This is a genomic window from Ruegeria sp. SCP11 (genome assembly GCF_040329455.1).
In the GTDB taxonomy this organism is placed as follows: domain Bacteria; phylum Pseudomonadota; class Alphaproteobacteria; order Rhodobacterales; family Rhodobacteraceae; genus Ruegeria; species Ruegeria atlantica_E.
Genome location: NZ_JBDZYG010000007.1, coordinates 90319 through 112541, shown reverse-complemented (window position 1 = coordinate 112541; position 22223 = coordinate 90319). Strand labels below are relative to the sequence as shown.

The 22223-nt window shown below is 59.9% G+C and carries 22 protein-coding genes; 7 read left to right on the top strand and 15 right to left on the bottom strand.

Features of this window, described 5'->3' with window-relative positions; all coding sequences use genetic code 11:
• Positions 1-39 precede the first annotated feature (39 nt).
• The gene (gene greA / locus ABLN94_RS12525) at positions 40-510 is read left to right on the top strand and encodes a transcription elongation factor GreA (RefSeq protein ID WP_170488630.1); all 471 of its coding nucleotides are present in this window, start codon (positions 40-42) and stop codon (positions 508-510) included.
• Between the two features lie 12 nt (positions 511-522).
• The gene (locus ABLN94_RS12520; protein ID WP_352992805.1) at positions 523-1515 is read left to right on the top strand and encodes a hypothetical protein; all 993 of its coding nucleotides are present in this window, start codon (positions 523-525) and stop codon (positions 1513-1515) included.
• Here ABLN94_RS12520 and glp read toward each other — a convergent pair.
• From glp to fdhD, 5 genes are all read right to left on the bottom strand, one after another.
• Positions 1512-3587 carry a gephyrin-like molybdotransferase Glp gene (gene glp, locus ABLN94_RS12515; protein ID WP_352992803.1) on the bottom strand — a complete coding sequence of 692 codons (2076 nt, stop codon included), beginning with the start codon at positions 3585-3587 and terminating at the stop codon, positions 1512-1514. The two genes, ABLN94_RS12520 and glp, sit on opposite strands and share 4 nt — an antisense overlap.
• The gene (gene mobB, locus ABLN94_RS12510) at positions 3584-4075 is read right to left on the bottom strand and encodes a molybdopterin-guanine dinucleotide biosynthesis protein B (protein WP_352992801.1); all 492 of its coding nucleotides are present in this window, start codon (positions 4073-4075) and stop codon (positions 3584-3586) included. The genes glp and mobB overlap by 4 nt, the downstream gene beginning before the upstream one ends.
• Positions 4072-4716, bottom strand: coding sequence for a molybdenum cofactor guanylyltransferase MobA (mobA, locus tag ABLN94_RS12505; RefSeq protein ID WP_352992799.1), 645 nt, complete (start codon positions 4714-4716; stop codon positions 4072-4074). Before mobA ends, mobB begins: the two co-directional genes overlap by 4 nt.
• 59 nt (positions 4717-4775) lie before the next feature.
• Positions 4776-5729, bottom strand: a complete 954-nt coding sequence (locus tag ABLN94_RS12500) for an AEC family transporter (RefSeq protein ID WP_352992797.1) — start codon at positions 5727-5729, stop codon at positions 4776-4778.
• A gap of 111 nt (positions 5730-5840) precedes the next feature.
• Complete coding sequence (gene fdhD, locus ABLN94_RS12495; protein WP_352992795.1) at positions 5841-6782, bottom strand: formate dehydrogenase accessory sulfurtransferase FdhD; 942 nt, start codon at positions 6780-6782, stop codon at positions 5841-5843.
• Between fdhD and ABLN94_RS12490 the strand changes: the two genes are divergently transcribed.
• Entirely contained in the window at positions 6781-7497 is a 717-nt protein-coding gene (locus tag ABLN94_RS12490; RefSeq protein WP_352992793.1) for an AzlC family ABC transporter permease, read from the top strand. The genes fdhD and ABLN94_RS12490 overlap by 2 nt on opposite strands.
• The gene (locus ABLN94_RS12485) at positions 7494-7826 is read left to right on the top strand and encodes an AzlD domain-containing protein (protein WP_170489021.1); all 333 of its coding nucleotides are present in this window, start codon (positions 7494-7496) and stop codon (positions 7824-7826) included. Before ABLN94_RS12490 ends, ABLN94_RS12485 begins: the two co-directional genes overlap by 4 nt.
• On the opposite strand, the gene ABLN94_RS12480 is transcribed toward ABLN94_RS12485, so the two are convergent.
• From ABLN94_RS12480 to ABLN94_RS12450, 7 genes are all read right to left on the bottom strand, one after another.
• The gene (locus ABLN94_RS12480; RefSeq protein ID WP_352992791.1) at positions 7815-8447 is read right to left on the bottom strand and encodes a hypothetical protein; all 633 of its coding nucleotides are present in this window, start codon (positions 8445-8447) and stop codon (positions 7815-7817) included. The two genes, ABLN94_RS12485 and ABLN94_RS12480, sit on opposite strands and share 12 nt — an antisense overlap.
• An 18-nt stretch (positions 8448-8465) precedes the next feature.
• On the bottom strand, positions 8466-8600 hold the full coding sequence (locus ABLN94_RS12475) for an aa3-type cytochrome c oxidase subunit IV (protein ID WP_170488616.1): 135 nt from the start codon (positions 8598-8600) through the stop codon (positions 8466-8468).
• Between the two features lie 68 nt (positions 8601-8668).
• Positions 8669-9229 (bottom strand): hypothetical protein, encoded by a 561-nt coding sequence (locus tag ABLN94_RS12470; protein WP_352992789.1) that lies wholly within the window; start codon positions 9227-9229, stop codon positions 8669-8671.
• Positions 9216-11054 carry a glycerophosphodiester phosphodiesterase gene (locus ABLN94_RS12465; protein WP_352992787.1) on the bottom strand — a complete coding sequence of 613 codons (1839 nt, stop codon included), beginning with the start codon at positions 11052-11054 and terminating at the stop codon, positions 9216-9218. Before ABLN94_RS12465 ends, ABLN94_RS12470 begins: the two co-directional genes overlap by 14 nt.
• 62 nt (positions 11055-11116) lie before the next feature.
• Positions 11117-11569 (bottom strand): DUF6173 family protein, encoded by a 453-nt coding sequence (locus ABLN94_RS12460; RefSeq protein WP_170488611.1) that lies wholly within the window; start codon positions 11567-11569, stop codon positions 11117-11119.
• A gap of 4 nt (positions 11570-11573) precedes the next feature.
• Positions 11574-12620 (bottom strand): MBL fold metallo-hydrolase, encoded by a 1047-nt coding sequence (locus ABLN94_RS12455; RefSeq protein WP_352992785.1) that lies wholly within the window; start codon positions 12618-12620, stop codon positions 11574-11576.
• Positions 12620-14323: an acyl-CoA dehydrogenase gene (locus ABLN94_RS12450; RefSeq protein WP_352992783.1), complete on the bottom strand. Its 1704-nt coding sequence runs from the start codon at positions 14321-14323 to the stop codon at positions 12620-12622. The genes ABLN94_RS12455 and ABLN94_RS12450 overlap by 1 nt, the downstream gene beginning before the upstream one ends.
• A gap of 138 nt (positions 14324-14461) precedes the next feature.
• Between ABLN94_RS12450 and ABLN94_RS12445 the strand changes: the two genes are divergently transcribed.
• On the top strand, positions 14462-15412 hold the full coding sequence (locus tag ABLN94_RS12445; protein WP_352992781.1) for an L-threonylcarbamoyladenylate synthase: 951 nt from the start codon (positions 14462-14464) through the stop codon (positions 15410-15412).
• Here ABLN94_RS12445 and ABLN94_RS12440 read toward each other — a convergent pair whose 3' ends face one another.
• Positions 15413-15967 carry a YqgE/AlgH family protein gene (locus ABLN94_RS12440; protein ID WP_352992779.1) on the bottom strand — a complete coding sequence of 185 codons (555 nt, stop codon included), beginning with the start codon at positions 15965-15967 and terminating at the stop codon, positions 15413-15415.
• Positions 15968-16114: 147 nt separating this feature from the next.
• Between ABLN94_RS12440 and ABLN94_RS12435 the strand changes: the two genes are divergently transcribed.
• Positions 16115-16927 carry a protein-disulfide reductase DsbD domain-containing protein gene (locus tag ABLN94_RS12435; RefSeq protein ID WP_352992777.1) on the top strand — a complete coding sequence of 271 codons (813 nt, stop codon included), beginning with the start codon at positions 16115-16117 and terminating at the stop codon, positions 16925-16927.
• 3 nt (positions 16928-16930) lie between these two features.
• On the top strand, positions 16931-17341 hold the full coding sequence (locus ABLN94_RS12430; protein WP_352992775.1) for an NUDIX hydrolase: 411 nt from the start codon (positions 16931-16933) through the stop codon (positions 17339-17341).
• Here the strand turns inward: ABLN94_RS12430 and ABLN94_RS12425 are convergent.
• Positions 17336-20749, bottom strand: a complete 3414-nt coding sequence (locus tag ABLN94_RS12425; RefSeq protein ID WP_352992773.1) for an efflux RND transporter permease subunit — start codon at positions 20747-20749, stop codon at positions 17336-17338. The two genes, ABLN94_RS12430 and ABLN94_RS12425, sit on opposite strands and share 6 nt — an antisense overlap.
• Positions 20750-20754: 5 nt before the next feature.
• Complete coding sequence (locus ABLN94_RS12420; RefSeq protein WP_352992771.1) at positions 20755-22203, bottom strand: efflux RND transporter periplasmic adaptor subunit; 1449 nt, start codon at positions 22201-22203, stop codon at positions 20755-20757.
• Positions 22204-22223: the final 20 nt, after the last annotated feature.

Sequence of the window (22223 nt, the reverse complement as noted above, 5' to 3'; positions counted from 1 at the left end):
GCGGCGGGGCGCGTCAATTTATGCGTGGACGACAAGAATATGGAAAAAATTCCAATGACGCCTGCGGGCAATGCCGCGCTCGAGGCGGAACTGAAAAACCTCAAATCCGTCGAGCGCCCAGCGATCATCGAGGCGATCGCCTCGGCGCGCGAACTGGGTGACTTGAAGGAAAACGCCGAGTATCATTCGGCTCGTGAAAAACAGGGCTTTATCGAGGGCCGCATCAAAGAGTTGGAAGGCATCCTGTCGTTGGCCGATGTGATCGACCCGGCCAAACTGTCGGGTGCGATCAAGTTCGGCGCCAAGGTTACGTTGGTGGATGAAGACACCGACGAGGAAAAGACTTGGCAGATCGTAGGTGAATACGAGGCCAATATCGAAAACGGCCTGCTTAACATCAAATCCCCTATCGCCCGCGCCCTGATCGGCAAGGACGAAGGTGACAGTGTCGAAGTACGCACCCCCGGTGGCGTGCGGTCCTACGAAGTTCTGAATATCGAGTACGCTTGATCGGAGCATACCATGTCCGAGCCCACACCTGAGTACGAAACCGAGCGGCCGACTTCGTTGGGCGTCTACGACAAGCCGTCCGAGCCGTCCGTGTCCTCAATCGAGATCGCGGCCTTTGTGCTCAGCGTGATCTGGCTGGTTGTGGCGGTTTTGTTCCTGGTGCTTCCCGACAATGTTCAGGGAGGCGGGTTCGTAATCACGCTACTGGCCGTGTTCATGCCGGTGGCGATGATTTGGGTCGCTGCGATGGCGATGCGCGCCAGCCGCATTATGCGCGAAGAAAGTGAGCGTCTTCAGACCGCCGTTGACGCACTGCGACAGGCCTATGTGGGGCAACAGCAGCGCGCTGCCATTTCCCAGGAACCGACCGTCAGCAAAAAACTGGACGAAATCGCGGAATCCGCAAAAAAGACCGAAAGCGCACTGGCGACTTTTTCGACCAAGCGCACCGAGCCCATGCCCGCGGCAGCGCCAAACGGGGCAGGCGACCAGACTTCACTGGAATTGGGCACCCAGGCCGAGGACATCGCACCGCCTCTAAGCACCGATATCTTCATTCGCGCGCTCAACTTTCCCGAAACACAGGAAGATACCGAAGGCTTCAACGCCCTGCGCATGGCGTTGAAAGACCGAAAGACTGCGCAGCTTGTGCAGGCTTCGCAAGACGTTCTGACCCTGCTGAGCCAGGAAGGCATCTACATGGATGACCTTCGTCCCGACATGGCAAGGCCCGAGATTTGGCGGCAATTCGCCCAAGGGGCTCGTGGCCGCTCGGTGGCGGCATTGGGCGGTATTCGCGACCGGTCCTCGCTGGCGCTGACGGCTGCGCGGATGAAACAGGACCCAATCTTTCGCGACGCCGCGCATCATTTCCTGCGCCGCTTCGACCACATGATTGTGGCTTTTGAACCCGAAGCAAGCGATGCAGACCTTACGGCCCTTGGTGAAACCCGCACCGCGCGGGCCTTCATGCTGTTGGGGCGTGTGGCGGGAACTTTCGACTAAAGCCCGAAACTGCCGTATGGGATAAACCGGACCGCATCGCCCGGTTTGATATGACGCGCGCCGTCCTCAATCTCAACCAGCCCCTCGGCCCAGCTGAGCCCGCTGATCCGCCCCGACCCTTCCGAGGCAAACACCTCGGCCCGGCCATCGCGGACGCGAGCACGGAGGTATTCGCGACGCCCCGGCTTCTTGCGTTTCTCAAAGGCGGCGGGCAGGTCAAACCCCTGCGGCTCCTGCCAACCTTCGCCCGCCATCAGGCCCAGAGCCGGGCGCGCAAAGATCAGCGCGCAGACCATGGCCGCCACCGGATTTCCCGGCAGGCCAAAGACCGGTGTGCCGTCCCACAGGCCCAGCGCCAGCGGACGTCCGGGTTTCAGTGCAATCCGCCATTCCTGCATCGCGCCTACCTCTCGCAACAGGGCCGAGACGTGATCCTCATCCCCTGCCGATGCCCCACCGCTGGTCAGGATTACATCCGCCTGCTTTGCTGCCGCGTTCAGGCAGTCACGCAGGGCTTCGCGGTCATCGACCACGCGCCCCATATCCACCGGGTAAAATCCCATCCGGTTGATCAGGGACAACAGCATCGGACGATTGGCATCGAATATCTGGCCCGGCCCGGCAATTTCTCCGGGTTCAACCAGTTCATCACCAGTCGACAGCACCGCCACGCGCAACGTCTTGCGCACGGAGACTTCTGCAATCCCGGTGGCCGATAACAACGCGAGATCGGCCGGCGTCAGCCTGCGCCCAGCGATCAGCACCAGATCGCCCTCGGCCACATCCTCACCGGCGCGACGTGTGTTGGCGCCGTGTTTCAAAGGACCGTGAAAGGCGATGTGATTATCCTGAAGGTTGACATCTTCTTCCAGGATGACTGTATCCACCCCAGTGGGCAGAGCCGCGCCGGTCAGAACGCGCAACGCGTGACCCTCTGGCACTGTCCCGTCAAACGGAATGCCCGCCGCGGCGCGCCCCGGATGCAAAGGCATCACCTGTGCACCTTCTGGCGCGGCACCTGCAAATCCATAGCCATCCACAGCCGTATTGGGCTGCGGCGGGTTCGAACGTCGCGCGACGATATCTTCAGCCACAATACGCCCCGCAGCCTGCGCCAACGGCTCGGTTTCCGCAGGAGCGATCACCGTCAACCTCTCACGCAGCAACGCCAGGGCGTCGTCCACTGGTGTCCAGTTCACCCCGGCAGGCAGCGCAAAACAATCATTGCGCAGAGGTGGCGGTGCTATATCCGGTTTGCGTTGTGACACTCCCAAAATCCAGCCTTCTTCTGGTGCGGTTACATTCAATTGATTTGCGAGATCTTCGACCGGCATCGCGGCCAGTGACAGCGCTATCTGCTCAACCTGCCAAGCATCTTTGATCCGGCCGTCTGGCCCAGCCCCCAGGGTAAGCGAGGGCCAGATTTCCACGAAGGCAACCGGCTTGTCCAGCACCTCAAACGGCCAAACAGAGACCTTTCCGGCAAAAGCGCGACGCAAGCGAGTCAGCACCGGCAAGCCGGTCATCACCTGACCACCCACCGCTCCGGCGCCTCCCATTTGCCAGCACGAAAAGCTGCCCTTGGTTTCTGGCGCCAATTCCACAACCCGACGTTCTGGGAAAGGGTTTTGATAGTCGGATTTGTCCTTGGGCAAACCGTCAATGCTGCGCTGCAAACCATTGAACCAGAAGGGACCCTTACCGCCAAAGCGGCGGTTGATCTCACCGGCCAGATCGAAACGATTATTGGCTTTGGGTGTGTCCTCTATCCGGCGCTCAAACCACTCCCACAATTGCATCGGATCATCCGATCCGGTGAGCGCGTTGGCAAAACCCCTTGGGTAGCCGAAGGGGAAATCAAACCCCAGACACAGCCGCCGCCCAGTTGCAACTTCACTTGCGATCAAATCACACAGCCATTGCTCGGCGATCTCGCGGTTTCTGAAGTAAGTCGGTTCCTCTGCCCTGCCATTGCGCACAACGCAGGCCCAGATCGCATCCTTGCGCGGTCGGGGACCAGTGTCGTTGCCACCGGACCAGTCGACCATGGCAAAACTGTCGAAACCGGTCACAAACCGACCTCTTGCAGGATGAAATCCGCAATCGATGCAGTGTCGTTCAGATCGAAGGTTGGCACCTGTACGTCCAGCGCGGTATCGCTGGCCACGGCTCGGATCGTTTCGTTTTCCGGTGCCATCAGAGCATTGCCCGCCTCGGCCCGAAACGCCTCGACCTTGGGATGGGCTTCGCGTTTGAACCCCTCGATCAATACCAGATCGACCGGAGACAGTCGCGTCAGCAAATCCGCCAGAGACGGCTCGGGTGCACCACGCAATTCCTGCATGATCGCGATACGCTGACCCGAAGCCAGCAACACCTCGGACGCGCCCGCAACCCGATGGCGGTAACTATCGGTGCCGGGTTGATCGACATCGACGCTGTGATGAGCATGTTTCAAGGTAGAGACGGTAAAGCCACGCCTGGTGATCTCGGTCACAAGCCGCTCCATCAGACCGGTCTTACCCGCGTTTTTCCAGCCGGTGACGCCGTAAACCCTCATGCCTGCTCCGCCAGTTTTTCTGCCCGCGCCAGATCCTCGGGCGTGTTGACGTTGAAAAACGGATCGAACGGATCAGCCGGGAACAGAGCCTCGCGCCCGTCATGCTTGTCAGTCCACAGCACAACCTTGCGCAGCCCACCCTTCAACGCGTCCCGCAAATCATCGCGCAGCGCTACGGGCCATAGGCCAAAGGTCGGGTGCCGGTTGACCCGCTTGCCTCCGCCCGACTTCAGCGCCTCCGCGCCAGTGCGGGGGGTCGTGGCCAGAACCAGTGGATGCGCCTGCCCTGCGGCGGCAAGCGTCAACCGCGCCACCAGATCGCGGGGGAAGAACGGCGTATCGGCGGCAGCGGTGACGATGCTCTCGCCCCCTTGCTCCGCCGCCCAGTCCAGCCCCGCCAGAACACCTGCCAGAGGGCCGGCGAAACCTTCGATCGTATCCGGTAGAACGGGCAGGTTCAGATCAGCGAACCGTTCGGGATCACCATTGGCGTTAAGCGCAAGCGCGTCCACCTGCGGGGCCAGCCGGTCGATCACATGCGCCAGCAGGCTTTGCCCGCCAATCTGCAACAGGCCCTTGTCGCCGCCACCCATCCGGGTAGCGAGACCGCCTGCGAGGATAACACCCAAGGGGTTGCTCATTTTCGCACCTAGTATCTTCTATCCGAGCGATCAGTCATCCGCGACTTTGTAATTCGAACTTAGTTCAATTGAAACGCGGTTGGATACAGATGGTGCAGGACAAACAGCCACAGGATCAACGTCCCCACTGACAGGAACGATGTCGCGGATACAATGTGGGCTGCAAGCTGAGGTTCTTGATCGTAGTGCTTGGCCAGCAGAAATATGTTCTTGGCGGTCGGCACCGCGGAGGAGATGGTCGCCGCGATGGTCCATAGCGGGTCGAGCCCTATGAGGTGCGCAGCCAACAAAACAAGTCCGGGCGCAATGATCAGCTTCACCAAGGTCAAAGACAGGATCAACGGACCTGTCTGAACGATTGTTCGCACACTGGTAGTGAATCCGATCGCAAACAGCGCGACAGCCGCCAATGCCTGACTAAGCAATTCCAGGTAATCCGAAACAGAATCTGAGAACCCTATGCCAGTAAAGGAGTAAGCGACCCCCAACAAAGTCGCCGCAATAATCGGGTTTTTCAGGACATTCAGGAAAATCTTGTAGATTGGGGTTTTGCTATTTGCCTTGTGCCCGGCCACGCTTTCGAGAACCGTAGTCATCAACAGAAGCAAAATCGCGACAACAAGGTTGGCCAGTACAGCCGGCAGTGCGCCTTTGGACCCGAAGATCGCGTGAAGAACTGGCAATGCCACCAGCGCAGTATTCGATGCGACAGCGGCAAACGCTGCCACCGTTGCCGAGCCCACCTGAAAATTCACCACGGACTTCAAACAGACGAACAGCACAGCGAACAAAATCAACAGCGTGCCGCCGTAAGAAAGATAAAACCCATAGTTCAGAAGGTTCTCAAACTTCTCCTGCCCGATCAGATAGAACATGATCGCCGGGATCAGAACATACACTGCAAATTGCACCAGCGCGTCCGATGTGTCTTGGCCCAGAAGTTTGGTCCACGAAAACGCATATCCGGTCAGGATTACCGCAAAGACCGGCGCAATGAGGTTGATCAGTTCCATCGCTCTCCCAAACGAAAATCATTTCAAATCCCAAGTCGTTGCGCCTGATGATAAGACACATCTGTCAGAATTCGCAGGATTTTCTGGGAACATCCTCTCAACGACTGAAATTCAGGACCGAGAGCTTTTTCTTCTGTGCTTTTTATCCTCGACCGCCACACTTGCCGGATCCACGTCGCGCATCAGCCGGTCCTCACCCGACAGACATACAAACCTCTGCCCGCGCATGCGGCCAATCAAGGTTAGGCCAACCTCACGGGCGATCTCGACGCCCCAGGCGGTGAAGCCTGAGCGCGAGGCTAGCACCGGAATGCCCATCATGGCCGTCTTGATCACCATCTCGGATGTCAGACGGCCAGTGGTGTAGAGGATCTTGTCCTCTGCCGCCTCGCCCTCGGACAGCATCCAGCCCGCGATTTTGTCGACCGCGTTGTGGCGGCCAACATCCTCCATATAGACCAGAGGACGGTCTTCGCGACACAGCACGGTACCGTGGATCGCCCCGGCCTCAAGGTACAGCGACGGGGTGCGGTTGATCTTGGCGGCCAGATCGTAAAGCCACGAGGTCCGCACCTGAACCTGCGGCAGGCGCACGTCCTCCAGCCCCTCCATCATGTCGCCAAAAACCGTACCGACCGCGCAGCCACTGGTGCGGGTCTTTTTCTTCAGTTTGTCTTCATAAGAGGTCTCGCGCGCGGTGCGGACCACCACAGTTTCCAGATCATCGTCATAGTCAACGCGGGTGATCTCATCATCTGCCAACAACATCCCCTGATTGCGCAGAAAGCCCAGCGCCAGATACTCGGGGTAGTCGCCAATGGTCATCGCCGTCACGATCTCTTGCGAGTTCAGGAAAATTGTCAGGGGGCGCTCCTCGACCACCGAGATTTGGCTGACCTCGCCATTCTGGTTCACGCCTTCGACAGCACGGGTCAAGCGAGCCGCGCCGGGGTCGGGGGCGATGATGTAGTCCGAGACATCCAGTTCCGTAGCCAATTGAAACCCTTTCCCAAGACCGCTACTGCTGCGGTTGACACCATAGGATTTAGCCATGGCAGACACCACATCCAAGTCATACTATTGGAAGGGTTTTCGCGACGGGACCCCATTCATCTTTGTCGCTATTCCCTTTGGCACCTTGTTCGGGGTCTTTGCCACTGAAACAGGGCTGACAATTGTACAAACGATGGCCTTTACGGCCACTGTCTTTGCCGGGGCGGCACAGTTTGCGGCGCTGCAACTGCTGCAGGACAATGCGCCGACAGTCATCATTCTGGCTTCGGCTCTGGCGGTGAACCTGCGGATGGCGATGTATTCAGCCTCGCTGACTCCTTATCTTGGGGCGGCCCCGCTTTGGCAGCGGGCTTTTGGGGCCTATCTGGTCGTGGATCAATCCTACGCCAGTTGCATGGTCCGGTTCGAGAAAGAGCCCAACATGACCGTGCCCCAACGCATGGCCTATTTCTTTGGTTCGGTCTCACCAATTACACCATTGTGGATATTAGCCACTTATCTGGGGGCTGTGTTGGGCACGCAAATTCCCGAAAGCTGGGCGCTTGATTTTGCGTTGCCAATCACCTTTCTGGCGATGATCGGGCCGATGATGCGCACCATGCCTCATGTGATTGCGGCTTTCGCAGCAATCGTTGTCTCGCTGTTGACGGTTGCGGTGCCTTATAACCTCGGGCTGCTGGTCGCTGGATGCGCTGGCATGATGGCCGGGGCCCAGGCGGAATTGTGGGTCGAACGCAGAAAGGCCACGGCATGAACTCGGTCGATCCGGTCACCATGTGGATCATCATCGTCGGGCTGGCGCTCGGCAGCTATGGCCTGCGATTCGCGTTCCTCGGGTTGGTCGGAGACCGCCCGATGCCGCCTTGGGTACTGCGCCATCTGCGCTATACCGCCGTGGCGATCCTGCCAGCACTGATCGCGCCGCTGGTTGTCTGGCCGACAGCAACCGAGGGCCAGCCGGACATTCCGCGCATGGCGGCGGCATCAGCAGCCTTGGTTGTCGGATTGATCACAAAGAACGTGCTCGCCGCCATCTTTTCCGGAGCTGCAACGCTGTATGGGCTACTATACCTATTGGGATAGCGCACCGTCTTTCTGGTTGAGCAATGCGTTGTTCGCCGCCAAACCCTTTTGCAGATCGGCATCGTCATTCTCGCGGTACTCGGTGGTGGAAACCCCCGGTATCTGACCGAATTGTTCGGACAGTTTAATCGGGTAAAACGTGGTACCGATCCGTTCGAACCCCGGCACCTGCTGCAACAGCCGGGATGTTGAGTTGGCGCAATAAGCACTCGACACCGGCCCCATCTGCTTAGCCAGCTGTAGCGCAACCTCGGCCTGTTGTGGGGTAACCTCGATGGTCTGGATTCGCGCAAAATGCGTCTCGCGCGCGTGGCTGCTACGATAGGCACGTTCCACAGCCGGAGTAATCCCGTACAGCACGTCATTCTTCACCGGCACGATATCCGCACGGAATGAGCCCGCCGGGTCAAAAATCACCCGTTCGCTACCGCTGATCATTAGTGAAGTGTGAGCGCCCGAACCCGTCCGCGTGTTGATCATGGTATACAGGGTCAGCGTCGACGGCCCAGGGTCGCGGTAGGACCGAGCCACGACTTCCGACCGATCTGCCTGTGGGCGCTGCGAACCAGTGCAGCCCGCCACGGTTACTGCCAGAAGGCAGGCAAGCAAAATCCTGATCACGGTCGACCCCGGTATGGATTAAGAGGCGAAGACAGCCAGGAACAGGCAGATGAAGGCGATAGCAACCACACACCATGTGGTGGCCTTGATAAATCCGTGGAAGGTTTTTTCCTGAACGGTAATGTCCATTTCGCCGTGCTTGTGTTCAGCCATAACTCAGAGATTCCTAATTCGCGTGTTTGAGATGTTGGATAATCGAAAATCCAGGGGCTGTCACCACGTCATTCGCGCGCAGAGGTCACAGGTTTGAAAACCGAGCAGCCCGGATATCCGAAACCCCACCGCCATGGCAGGCCCGAGCACGGCCCGCCACCCAGTCGCACTGCGGTATACATGGCCTCGGCAGTCACCGAATGGGCCGTGCGAATCTGGTCGGGCGCCATGTCATAGCGGGCAGCGTATTCGTCGGCGTTATCCTCACCGTGCTGTTTGACGCAGACGCGCAAGGCATCGTCCGCAGACAGACGTGCCTCAAAGCTTTCCTCGGCCTGCGATGCGCCCCCTGCGTTGTGATAGGCATGGTCATGGGTCACGCAACAGTACTCCCAAGGAGGGTGCGCCTCGTAGAGCGCACTGAACTTGGGGAAAGTCTCGGCCACGAAACGCCAACTGGCAGACAGTCCGCCAGAGCATCCGTCGGTTTCGAACGGGATTGGCTCGACATCGCCCCGCTGTGCGAACAGGGCACGGTGGGCGGGCATCTCGATGTTGCGCATGATGTCCTGTGCCATCGCCGGTGCAGCTATCAATCCGAAGACAACGCCTAGGCTACGGGCTTTCATCGCGCATCGCCTGAGTATCAACGGACATCCCAAAGGTGGTTGCCAGCCACAGCAGCAGCCGCTCCGCCGGACCCATCTCGGCGCGCACCCGCAGCACCTCATTGGCCATCGCAGGGCGATCGGTGATTAGCCCGTCCACGCCCATCGATGCCATTGCGGACATCTGCAACGGATCATTGACTGTCCAAACATAGATATCCTTGCCCGCTGCGTGGACCGAGCGCACCAGCCCCGGCGTCGCCATCGCAGCATTAACGGCGATAAAGTCACCTTCCAGCCCCGTCAGATCGCCAACAGCCGTTGCCGCCAAAACCCCGGCGCGCCAGTCGGGGCGAATGGACTTCATCTTTTGCACCGCCGGATATTTCAACGACATGGTGGCGATGTCGTCCTGCATCTCCATTTCTTCGACAATGGCTGCAACGCGGTTTTCCAGATCGACATCATGGCCGTAATACTTCAGCTCGATGAGGACCTTGGATTTCCCTTTTGCGGCCTCAAGCACCTCGCGCAGGGTCGGCGTGCGTTCATCCGCGTATTCAGGCCCGAACCAACTGCCGATGTCGATCTGGGCAATGTCCTCCATCGTTGCATCCCAGACCTTGAGGTTCACGCCCGCCAGTTTCATGAAGTCACTGTCATGAGCGACGATAACCACATCATCCGCTGTCTCTTGCACGTCGATCTCGACCCAATCCGCACCGTCCTCGATCGCCTTCAGCACCGCAGCCATGGTGTTTTCCGGACGCAGCGCTGCGGCACCCCGATGCCCAATCACCTCGGCCCGGTCAGGGGCCTGTACGCGCTCAAGCAAGTGCTGACCAAACCACAACCCGATCAGAACGGCCACTGCAGCCGCGCCCAGGGCCGCGAACAAGGGAATGCGCAGGCTTCCGGGTTCGGGGTGCGGCGGCTCTGAGGTCTTGATCTCAAAAAAACCGTCCAGCAGCACCGCCAAAGCGCCCAGCGCTGTCGCCGCCAGCACCAACCCGGCCAGAGACCAGATCCCTGCTACCAGCAAGCTGTAAGTCATTGCCAAACGTAGATGCGCAGCCTCCTGCAACGGCACCAACGCAAACAAAAGGCCCGCCACCCAGGCGATCAAGCCTGCGATGAGCACCTGCAGGATCAGCCAAATCGCCAGTTCGATCTTGAGGCGCCCGCGTTTGCCCTCCATCCGCGTGGCGCTGATGTTGAACGCATGCGCCGGGTGAACGTTTTCGAAAAGCACCAGATGCAGAGACAATGCCCACGCCGACAGGCGTCGGATCAGCACCCAGGCCATGACCAGGACCACCGCACCGATCAACACCACCGCTATCCAAAAGGATGGCGGGTGGAAGGTCAGGTAATAGTTGATGTCGTATTCAGTCAGCGTCCACCACGCGATCAGCGCGGATACCACTGCAAAGGGCAGAACCAGCAGCAAAACCCGAAGGACAAACCGCACCGCAAAGCCGAACAGTGCAGGCAGGCGCGACAGGATCAGCCAAATGGCGGAACTGCCAGCACGCCACGGGTCAGATTCTCCCATACGCAGGGATCCTGCCATGACCGAGAAAACAAACACCTCGGCCAGCAAGAACAGGCTGAGCACCACAACCGCCGCAATAAACCCGGCGGGTGACAGGATGAAGGCAGCGATGGCTTGATCCGTCAGTGCAGTCTGGTTCGACAGCGATACGGCAAGGTTCACAGTGATCGCGACGCCCGGCGCAATCAGCGCCACCAGCAGCAGGCGCACGGCGATATAGATCGGCACAAAGACGCGGCGACGCGCCCACGCGCGACTGTACGCGGTTGTAACGGCTGAGAAACTGGTCACGTGGCCCCCTTGAATGTTGCACTCATTCAAGGCTGCGCAGACGTGAATTGCAAGTCAGAGGATCAGCTTTCTTCCAGATCCTTGGCCAGCCGGAACCCAATGCGATTGGCGGGCTTGTCCTCGACCGATTTGGGCAGCGCACGCAGCATCACGTTCAACTGGCTGACATGCTGCACAAGCTGGGTTCGCGCCCCGGTCGCATCCGAGCCGTAAAAGGTGATGATATCGGGATCGAAATAACCCATGCCTTCGATCCGCATCACACCCGCATCGCCGCCGGTGAATCCCATGGCGACTTCTTGATCGCCGGTTAGCGTTTGCTCGAAATTCTGGATGTACAGGATCAGCCGCTCATAGGCCCATTGCGCCGGGCTCTTGGTCGCAACCGGTTTTTGCAGTTGCCCGGGCAAATCCTTTGCACCGGACTTGGCATTCGGGTTGGCATGCACCTCATAACACCGGGGCAAAGCCGCCGCTTCCGCCGCCTCGGCCGATGTTTCGATCTGATCTTGCATGGCTTTACCCTTTGCGCTGAAACTCCCACGCCCCATCCGCACGCCGCGTCCGGGTGACATTTCCAATGTGGTAAAGATGGTTCAGATGTGCAACCGCCTCGACCAAGGCAAGCCCATACTCACCTGCGCCGATCTGGCGTTTGAACAAGGGTAGAAAGCACTCAGCAGCAGTTTTGGGCTGGTCGAGAAACTCCTGAAGGCGGCGCAGCGCGCCATGGTGATTGTCGATCAATTGTTTCATCCGTGTGGGCAGCCCGGTGAAGGGCAGTTTATGGCCACCCAGAGCCAGATGGTCGGGACGCGCCAACTCTTGCAACCGCTCACACGCCTCGAGCCACTCGGCGACCGGGTCGGCCAGAGGTTCCGTAACGTAAACGCCCAGATTGGGGCTGATAGAACTGAGGATCTGATCACCGGTGATCACCAGATTGTCGTCGCGGCTCCAGAACGTGGCGTGTTCGGGCGCATGGCCGTTGCCCATATGCACATCCCAGTCGCGCCCACCCATGCGGATCACACTGCCCTGTTTAATACGGGTAAAGCCCAGCGGCATTGGATAAACCGTATCGCAGTAGTTGAACGGGCGCTCGGACATCCGTTTGGCCAGAATCTCGGGCGCCATGCCCGCGCTGCGGTAATAGTCCAACGTTTCCTGCGGCCAGCTTTCCTGCACATCCAGTTGAAGCATCCGGGAAAACAGCCAAGCGGTCCGCGATGCTACTAGTTCCACGTCGTGTTCGGACTGAAACCAACCTGCATTGCCCACATGGTCGGGGTGGTGATGCGTCACCACAACCCGATTGATCGGCTTGCCGCCCAGTGGGCCTGACATCAGTTTTTCCCAGATGCGCCGGGTCTTGTTCGATGACATACCGGTGTCGATCACCATCCAGCCATCTCCGTCATCCAGCGCATAGATATTGACGTGATCAAGCGCCATGGGCAGCGGTAGCCGCATCCATAGCACGCCTTCGGCAACCTCAATCGCTTCGCCCGAGGCCGGAGGTTCGGGCCATGGATACCGGATGGCCAAAGGATTATCCCCGTCCATTAGGCTACCAACTCCTCGGCACTGAGGGCATAGAGATCATCGGCTCCGTTCTGCGCCTGCGCCAACAGACCTGCGTATTCCGGCAACAATGCGTTGATGTAGTACCGCGCCAGTTTGAAACGCGGCCCTTTGGGTTCAGCCTGCGCCGCCTTGAGGTGATAGTGTGCTCCCAATACACGAGCGAAGGCGTGCAGATAAGGCACAGCTCCGGCGAAGCGGGTGTTCATGTCAGATTGCGCCACGAACCACTCGGTGGTTTCCCGCAGGCTTTCGGTCGCCTCCCAAACGGGTCCGGCCAAGTCTGGCAGGGTGGCGCGGGCTTGTTCGGCGTGATCTTCAATCTCATCCAGCAGGCGCGAGGCCGCCTCGCCCCCGTCCATCATCTTGCGGGCCACAAGATCCATGGCTTGAATACCGTTGGTACCCTCATAGATCGCGGTGACGCGAACATCCCGGTAATACTGGGCCGCGCCAGTTTCTTCGATAAAGCCCATACCACCATGCACCTGTACGCCAGTCTCGGAGACGCGCATTCCGGCCTCGGTCCCGAAGACCTTGCAGATCGGGGTCAACAACGCGGCACGTGCGCTCCACTCGGAGTCGCCGGTGGCGTTGGCCATATCGATGGCGGCCGCATTGGCAAGCATGATCGCCCGTGCAGCAAAAGTATCGGCGCGCATACCCATCAGCATCCGGCGCACATCTGCGTGGTCGATGATAGTACCAGACGGCGTTTTGCCCTGTTTGCGCTCCAGTGCATAGGCCAGCGCGTGCTGATAGGCCCCTTCAGCGGCTCCCACGCCCTGACCGCCAACGCCCAGACGGGCGTTGTTCATCATGGTGAACATCGCCGCCATGCCACCATGTTCCTTGCCCACGAGCCAGCCCTTGGCACCGTCATACTGCATCACGCAGGTCGGCGAGCCATGCAGGCCCATCTTGTGTTCCAGCGAGACTACTTTCAGATCATTCGCCACGCCGGGATTGCCGTCTTCATCCGGTAGGTACTTGGGTACCAGGAACAACGAGATCCCCTTTGTTCCGGGCACCCCATCGGGCAGGCGCGCCAGCACTAGATGGCAGACGTTTTGGGTGAAGTCGTTGTCACCCCACGAAATGAAAATTTTCTGCCCTGTCACCGCATAGGTACCATCACCATTGGCTTCGGCCTTCGAGGTTAGCGCACCCACATCCGACCCGGCCTGAGGTTCGGTCAGGTTCATGGTGCCAGCCCACTCACCTGAAATCAGCTTGGGCAGATACAGTGCTTTCAGCTCGTCGCTGGCATGATGCTCCAGCGCCTCAATCTGACCCTGAGACATCAGCGGTGCCAGTTGCAGAGACAGGCATGCGGCCGACATCATCTCATTCACTGCCGTTGTAAGAGCTATCGGCAAACCCATGCCGCCATATTCGGGATCACCGCTCATCCCAACCCAACCACCTTCGGCAATTGCTTTCCAGCCGTCGGCGTATCCAGGCGAAGTCCTCAGCACACCATTTTCCAGACGTGCAGGTTCCAGATCGCCGGGGCGCTGCAGCGGGGCCATCACCTCTTCGCACATTTTGCCGGCTTCAGTGAGGATCGCGCTGACCACATCCTCGCTGGCTTCCGAGAATTTTTCGGTTGCCGCAATCTTATCGAATCCGACAACGTGGCGGAACAACAGTTCATAGTCGGAAATCGGCGCGCGGTATGGCATGTCTACCCTCGGGGTTGTTTGTTCGGTTTTTCGCGGGTGGGGTTGGAAATTGCAATGCCCACCTTTATGCATCCTTGATGTATTCGATTACCTAGCCAGCCAAATGGTACAAGCAATCAAAACGCGGCGTCACCAGATATGATCCCCAACGGCACACAGGAACTATCCGCCGATCCGGACGGAATTGCGCAGGCAGCAGACCTGCTGCGGCAAGGCCTGCTGGTCGCCTTCGCCACCGAGACAGTCTACGGGCTGGGCGGCGACGCGCGAAACGGAGAGGCCGTGGCAAGCATCTATGCGGCCAAGGGGCGGCCCAGCTTCAACCCACTGATCGCGCATGTGGCATCTATCGAGGCCGCACAGCGATACGTGGAATGGTCCGACAAGGCCGAAGCGTTGGCCGCAGCATTCTGGCCCGGCCCTCTGACGATGGTACTGCCGTTGCGCGAGGGGCACGGCATTTCAACACTGGTTACGGCTGGTTTGGACACTTTGGCGGTGCGGGTTCCTGCGCATGGTACAGCCCGCGCGCTGCTGTCCACGTTTGATGGCCCTGTCGCGGCCCCATCAGCCAACCCCTCGGGCCAGATCAGCCCGACAACCGCCGATCACGTGCGCGCCGGTCTGGACGGGCGCATCGCGGCGATTCTCGATGACGGCCCCTGTGGTGTCGGGTTGGAGTCCACCATTGTCGGATTGGCTGGAGAGCCTTCTCTGCTGCGCCCCGGCGGCGTGGCGCTGGACGAAATCGAATCCGTGCTGAACACGCAGCTGCATCTTCATCAGGCCGGAGACCTGTTGACGGCGCCGGGCCAACTGCAATCCCATTACGCGCCAGACGCGCCCGTTCGGCTAAATGCCGAAAACACACAAGGCGATGAGGTGTTGATGGGGTTCGGTCCTGTTCCATGTGATCTGAACCTGTCGGAAAAGGGCAATCTGACCGAGGCTGCGGCAAATCTCTTTTCGGCCCTTCACACGCTGAATGCCACGGGCCGTCCGATTGCCGTCTCACCAATTCCGGAAAGGGGCTTGGGTGCAGCCATCAACGACCGCCTGCGCCGCGCCGCAGCGCCGCGCGACAGCTGATCAGGCGCGTCCGGCGCTGGCCGACAAGGTCAGCGGGTCAACACCCAACGTCGCCAGCGCGGCCTCCCATTTTTCATCATCCGGCACATCGAACACCAGTTTCGAACTCGCCTCGGTGGTCAGCCAGCCGTTCATGGCGATCTCATCCTCCAACTGGTCGGGCCCCCAGCCGGAATAGCCCAGCGTCAGCGTCGAATTCAAAGGTCCGCGACCCGAGGCCAGATCCTCAAGCACATCCAGCGTTGCGGTCATACTGAAGTCGTCCGAGATTTTCATCGAGTGCAGGTTGGCATCATAATCGGCGCTGTGCAGGACAAATCCGCGCGACATCTCAACCGGGCCGCCAAAATGAACCAGACGCTCGCCCACCACCGGGATGCGGCAGGCGATGTTCAATTGGCTCAAAAGGGTTTTGATCCGCAGGTCCGACGGTTTGTTGATGATCAGGCCCATCGCCCCGTCATCGCCGTGACTGCAGATGTAAACCACCGAATGATCGAAGCGTGGATCACCCATGCCGGGCATCGCAATCAACAGTTTTCCGGTCAGATCCATGGAATTACAACTCTTGCTTCGTCCCCTCTCAACAATGAACCCGGCATACAGGGCTTGGCAAGGGATCAGGTCAATTTTCGCCAGATTTCATGCCGGTGACCGGAACGTGACTTGGAATCGCGGCCCAGACGGCGCATTTATAAGGGCATGAAGCGTTATCTGAAGTCGACTGCGATCGCCCTAACTGCTTGTTTCGCCGTAAACGCCCCTGCGCAGGCGCAGGCGGTGGATGGGGTTGTGCAATTAGATGTGCTGGATGGCGGGCGCACCGCCCAAGGCACCTATCTGGGCGCTCTGAGGCTAACGCTAAAGGACGGGTGGAAAACCTATTGGCGTGCGCCCGGTGATGCTGGCATCCCGCCACAGTTTGACTGGGACGGCTCGCAGAATGTGGGTGATGTGTCGATAACCTGGCCCGCACCCGAAGTGTTTGTGCAGAACGGCCTGCAATCCATCGGTTATGCTAATCAACTGGTGTTGCCGGTCGAGATTACCCCCCGCAACCCGGCAAAACCCGTGCGACTGCGTGGGGACATGGATCTGGGCGTCTGCAAGGACGTCTGCATCCCCGAGCGGCTGGATTTTGACCATACACTGGACGCTGAGGCGGGCCGCAATCCGGCTATAGCGGCGGCATTGGCACAGCGGCCCTATTCCGCCAAGGAAGCCCACGTGACAGCCGCAAGCTGCCACCTGACCCCGACCTCAGACGGCATGAAGATCGAGGCCCGCGTAACCATGCCCTCTGCCGGCGGGCGCGAAGTTGCCGTCATCGAGCCTGGCAATCCAGCGCTTTGGGCTTCGCAGCCTGAAACCACGCGGCAAGGCAATACACTGGTGGCCACATCCGAGGTGGTCAGCGCTTCGGGCGGACCCTTCGCACTGGATCGGTCCGAGATTCGGATCACCGTGTTGGGTGCAAATCACGCCGTAGACATTCAGGGCTGCAGCGCGGGCTAAACCATGACGAAAACCCCTAAGATCGGCGCGCTGGCCGTCGTGGTTTACGATGCACGCGTGTTGCTGGTGCAGCGCAGTAAGCAACCCGATGCCGGGCTCTGGGGCTTTCCAGGTGGCCATGTGGAGTGGGGAGAAACCGTCATGCAGGCCGCCCAGCGGGAACTGCATGAGGAAACCTCGGTCCTCGCCGAACCGCTGCGTTACCTCGACAATCTGGACTTGCTGCGCCGCGACGAAGAGGGCACCGTGCAGTCGCATTACCTACTAGTCGGAGTCGCTTGCCAATATCAATCAGGGACACCGGTGGCCGGAGACGATGCGCTGGATGCCCGCTGGTTCCCGGTTGAGCAAATCCGGCAAGGTGACCTGCCCATGAGCGACCGGGTCATCGATCTGCTGGAAACCGCTTTATGACTCGGCTAAGTCGCTCGCCCCCCTGAGACGCGCGTAGAGCAGGCTGGACAATACGACACTCAGCAACAGGATCGGCAGGGCTCCTGCGATGAAGGCGCCCAGCCCCATTTGCAGGGCCGCAACGCTCTCTGCCCCTCCGTAGAGCCCCGACAGCAGGCCAAAGGGCGCACCGGTTATCGCAGGCCACACCATAGTCAAACCGAACCAAAGCAACAGGACCAACCCAGTGGCGACTACAGCACCTTGCACAACCCGATCCGGTGCCCGCATTGCCCGGCGCATCGCCGTCATCGGGCGTGACAGGTCGTTCAGAATGGCCAGAAGCGCGGGCACCAGCAACAGTACCAACAACATCCCAAAGCCTAAACCGTAGACCAACGTGATCACCGACGGCTTGAGGAATTGCGCCTGTTGCGAACCCTCGTAGAGCAGTGGCGTCAAGCCCAGTACCGTCGTCAGCGTCGTCAACATCACCGGGCGCAACCGGTCGGCCGTGCCCTCGACGATCGACGGCACCAGCCCGCGTTCCTGCTGATAGGCGTCGATGGTCGTCACCAGCACGATCGAGTCGTTGATGATGATTCCGGTCATTCCCAACAGGCCGATGACAGTGAACATGCTCAGCGGCACATCCCAGATGTAATGCCCCCAAATTGCGCCCACCAACCCGAACGGGATGATCGCCATTACCACCACTGGCCGCGTCCAGCTGGCAAAGACCCAAGCGAGCACCAGATAGATCCCGGTTAAACACAGGATCAGCCCTGTGCGCGCCTCGGTCAGGAATTCATCCTCCTGCTCGCTCAGGCCTGCCATCTGCCATTCAACCTGCCGTTCGGCGGCGATATTTGGAAGTATCTCTTCACCCAAGGCACGCGCAATTTCCGTCGCTCGGGCCGGATCATCCTCAGAGATATCGCCGATCACGGTAATTACCCGCAGGCCGTTTTCACGTCGCACGGTCGAAAATCCTGATTTGCGCTCAACCGAAACGATATCGGCCAATGGCACATAGACCCCATCTGGTGTGCGCATAAGCGTACGCTCCAAGAAATCGGCCGTCAGTTCGCCGTCAGGCAGCTCTACGCGAATTTCGGCACTGCGTGGCCCGTCCGGGAAGGTAGCGGCCTCAATCCCGTTCAACCTGTCGCGCAGCACGCGGCCGAGCGTTTCGATGCGAAAGCCCAGCGCCTGCCCCTTGGCAGTCAGGTCCAGAATAAAATCTTCCTTGTCATAGGCCAGGTTGTCCTCCAGCGCCGAAACCTCAGGGTACTTCGACAACTCGGCCTGTAAGTCCTCGGACGCAGCCTTGAGCGTGTTTACGTCGGCGCCATAGAACTGCACATCAATCGCATCGCCACCGGGGCCAGAGCGCCAGCCGCGGAAGGTCAGCAACTCGACTTTGGGATGGCGTGGCACGAAATCCTGCAGCTCACCAACAAACTCAAAGCTGGAATAGGGGCGCAGATCGGCGTCGATCAGTTCGATTGAAATCCCGCCCAACAGGTCCTGATCCTTGCCGTCCGCCGCGGTCAGGTTGAACCACCCGGAATTGCCGCCGACCTCGGCCAGCACATATTCAATCGGGTTTCGGCCGTGACGCTCTTCGTAGATCTCACCCAGCTCTTCGGTGGCACGCTGAACTTGATGCATCATCGCCAGCGTGTCTTCGCGGGTGGCGCCTTCGACCATGATGAAGTTGCCGGTGACCGAGCCGCGCTCGGGCGCGTTGAAGAACCGCCAGTTCACGTCACCTTTGATGAACAGCGCAATTTGGCTGGCCAGGATCACCACCATCATCGCCACAACCACGTAGCGCGCCCAGACGACCCAAGCGATCAGCCTACGGAACAAATGATCTCGCACCCAGCGGAATCCACGATTGACCACGCGGTTGGGCCAGTCATACCAGTGTTCCTTGGCTGAATGCGCGATGGCATGGGCCATGTGGTTGGGCAGGATCAGGAAACACTCGATCAACGAGGCAATCAGTACCGCGATCACGGTAAAGGGGATATCACGGATCAATTCTCCGAACCGGCCCCCGATGGCGGTCAGACCGAAAAAGGCAATTACGGTGGTCAGCGTCGCGGCAAAGACCGGCATCGCCATGCGCCGTGCGGCGCGTTCGGCGGCCACCATCGGCTCTTCACCTAGTCGGCGAGAGCGGAAATCGGCATGTTCACCCACCACGATGGCGTCATCGACCACGATGCCCAGCGTGATGATCAGACCGAACAGCGAGATCATGTTAATCGACAACCCGCCGATATACATGAACGCAATCGCCGCGGACATCGCCACCGGAATACCTGCTGCGACCCAGAACGCGATGCGCGCGTTCAGGAACAGAAACAGCAAGCAGACCACAAGACCCAACCCCATCAGCCCGTTGTCGACCAGAATATCGAGACGATCAGTGATCGCCTGCGCGCGGGTGCGGATCAGTTCGATCGTGACACCTTCGGGAAGGCTGGCTTGAAGCTCGGCCACCACATCCTCGACCGTATGCTGGATCTTGATGGCATCGCCAAGGTTCGAGCGATCCACGCGCACAGACATGGCAGGGTTCTCGCCGACAAAATAGCTGCGGATGCGATTGACGCCTTCGACCCTGATTGTCGCCACATCGCCTACAAAGAGCTTGGACCCATCGGCGTAGTTGCGCAGAGCGATGCCCTCGATCTCTTCGGGTGTACGCTTTTCAGTGCCGGTGCGGATGCGCGCGTTGGCCCCGGTGACGTCACCCGCCGGGTTGGCCATGGCCTCGGCTGCGATAGCCTGGGCAATCTCGTTCAACGTGATGTCATTGGCGATCAGTTGCGCCGTTGGCACCTCGACGACCACGCGCGGCGCGGCGAGCCCCCGGATCGTGGTACGAGTCACACCAACGGCGAACAGGCGATTGATCAGCTCGTCGGTGAACTTGGCCAGTTGGTCTGGGTCGACAGGGCCGGTCAGGACCACATCCGTTACCCGATCCCGCCATGCCCCGCGCCGGATCGAGGGTTCTTCGGCATCCTCGGGCAGGTTGGTCACACTGTCGACAGCCGTTCTGACCTCATCTACGGCGCGTGACATGTCCCAGTTGGGCTCAAACTCCAGACGGATGCTGGCCCGCCCTTCGCGCGAGGTTGAGGTCGTGCTGGCCACACCTTCAACCGCCAGCAGCGCGGGTTCCAGCAACTGGACTATGCCGTTGTCCACATCTTCAGGACCGGCACCCTCCCATTCGACGTTCACGTCTACACGTTCAAGGATTACGTCCGGAAAAAACTGCGCACGCATGGCCGGGATCGCCGCTGCGCCCAGAACCAGCATCACCAACAGCAGTAGGTTGGCCACCGTCCGGTGGCGGGTGAAGTAACTTAGGATACCTCCCGCCGCGCCGGGGATCTCGCGCATCATAGCGGCTAACCCCCTGCCCGGGTCTCGATGCTGCGCACCAGTGAGGCAGGAACTTTAGCCTCGTTCAATTGCCCCAGAACGCGGGCCTTGACGTCATTGGGCATCTGATCGCTGGCCTCGACCTGCGCCATCAACTGGGCGCGCTGTTCGTCGGACAACTCAACCATATCGGGATCGGCACTTGCCTCGATCCGCAGTGGACGCACCCGAACCCCTCCACCCAACAGAGGCGTCCGGCCAATCACCACTTCGCGCCCGACCAGTCCCTGCCCGCGCAGCAAAACCTCGTCGCCCTGACGGCGGATCAGTTGCACAGGCAGCGCTTCGAGCCGATCATCCGGGCCTAGCACCAGAACCGTGCCCGCCGCATCCAGAACCGACGCAGGCAGGCGCACCACATTGTCCAGCGCCTGTTCTTCGACCGTGACCGTGACGAAATCGCCGGGTTTGAACCCAGGCGCATCATCCAGACGAGCATAGATCAGGCGACCTGTCTGCCCTTCACCTGCCGAACCACTGTCGCGGCTGATCCGGCCATGGGCCATCAAATCGGTGCCCGTCACCTCAAGCGATACGGTGACAGGAGCATTGATCAGCTCACCCTCGGTATCCAGCAGACGCACGAATTGAGCAGTCGAGACACGGAACGCGACCTCAAGCGCATCGGGGTCGACAAGTTCGGCCAGCTTTTCATTTGCCGAAACCAGCCGTCCTTCGACCAGAGTCACATCCGTCAGCGTCCCGCCGAACCTTGCGCGGACGGTCATGTCATCCAGATCGCGTTCAGCGGCCTCAAGCGCGATGCGGGCGCGGGCCAGCAGGGTGGTGGCCTGATCCACCCGCGATTCCGCCTGTGCCAGCGCGATGCGACGCGCCAGAACTGATTGCTGGGCGGCGGCTTCGGCCAGTTCGGCCTCTTCCACGGCAGCAGGCGTCCCAACCCCGCGGGTTTGCAGATCCTTCTGACGTTGCAAGGCCCGCCCACGCAGACCCGCCTGCGCCTCCGCCGAGTTCAACTCGTCCTGCGCCAACAGCAACGACCGTTCAGCATCACGCTCCTCGAACTGCGCATCCAGCAGATCCGATTTCGCCCGATCCAGGGCCGATTGCGCGTCAGCCGGGTCAAGTTCGACCAGAACCTCACCGGCGGTGACGACACCGCCATCTTCGAAATCCTCGGCCAATGAGATCACCCGCCCGCCCAACGCTGCACGCAACTCCAGACGGCGGCGGCTCTGCACCTCGCCAAAGGCTTCCAGATAAGGGGTCACAGTCTCAAGCTCAGCCAGCTCAACGCTGACGGCGAAGATGCGTTCGCGCGCCTCGGGCGGCTCGCTTTCACGATTCAACGCCTCTTGCACCGCTCCGGTGATCAGTTGCACCGCAACAAATACCAAGGCCAGCGTCAGAAACGCCAGAAAGACACCAACAAGGCTTTGCCTCAGAAATCGCATCTATCACTTACCCCGGTCGC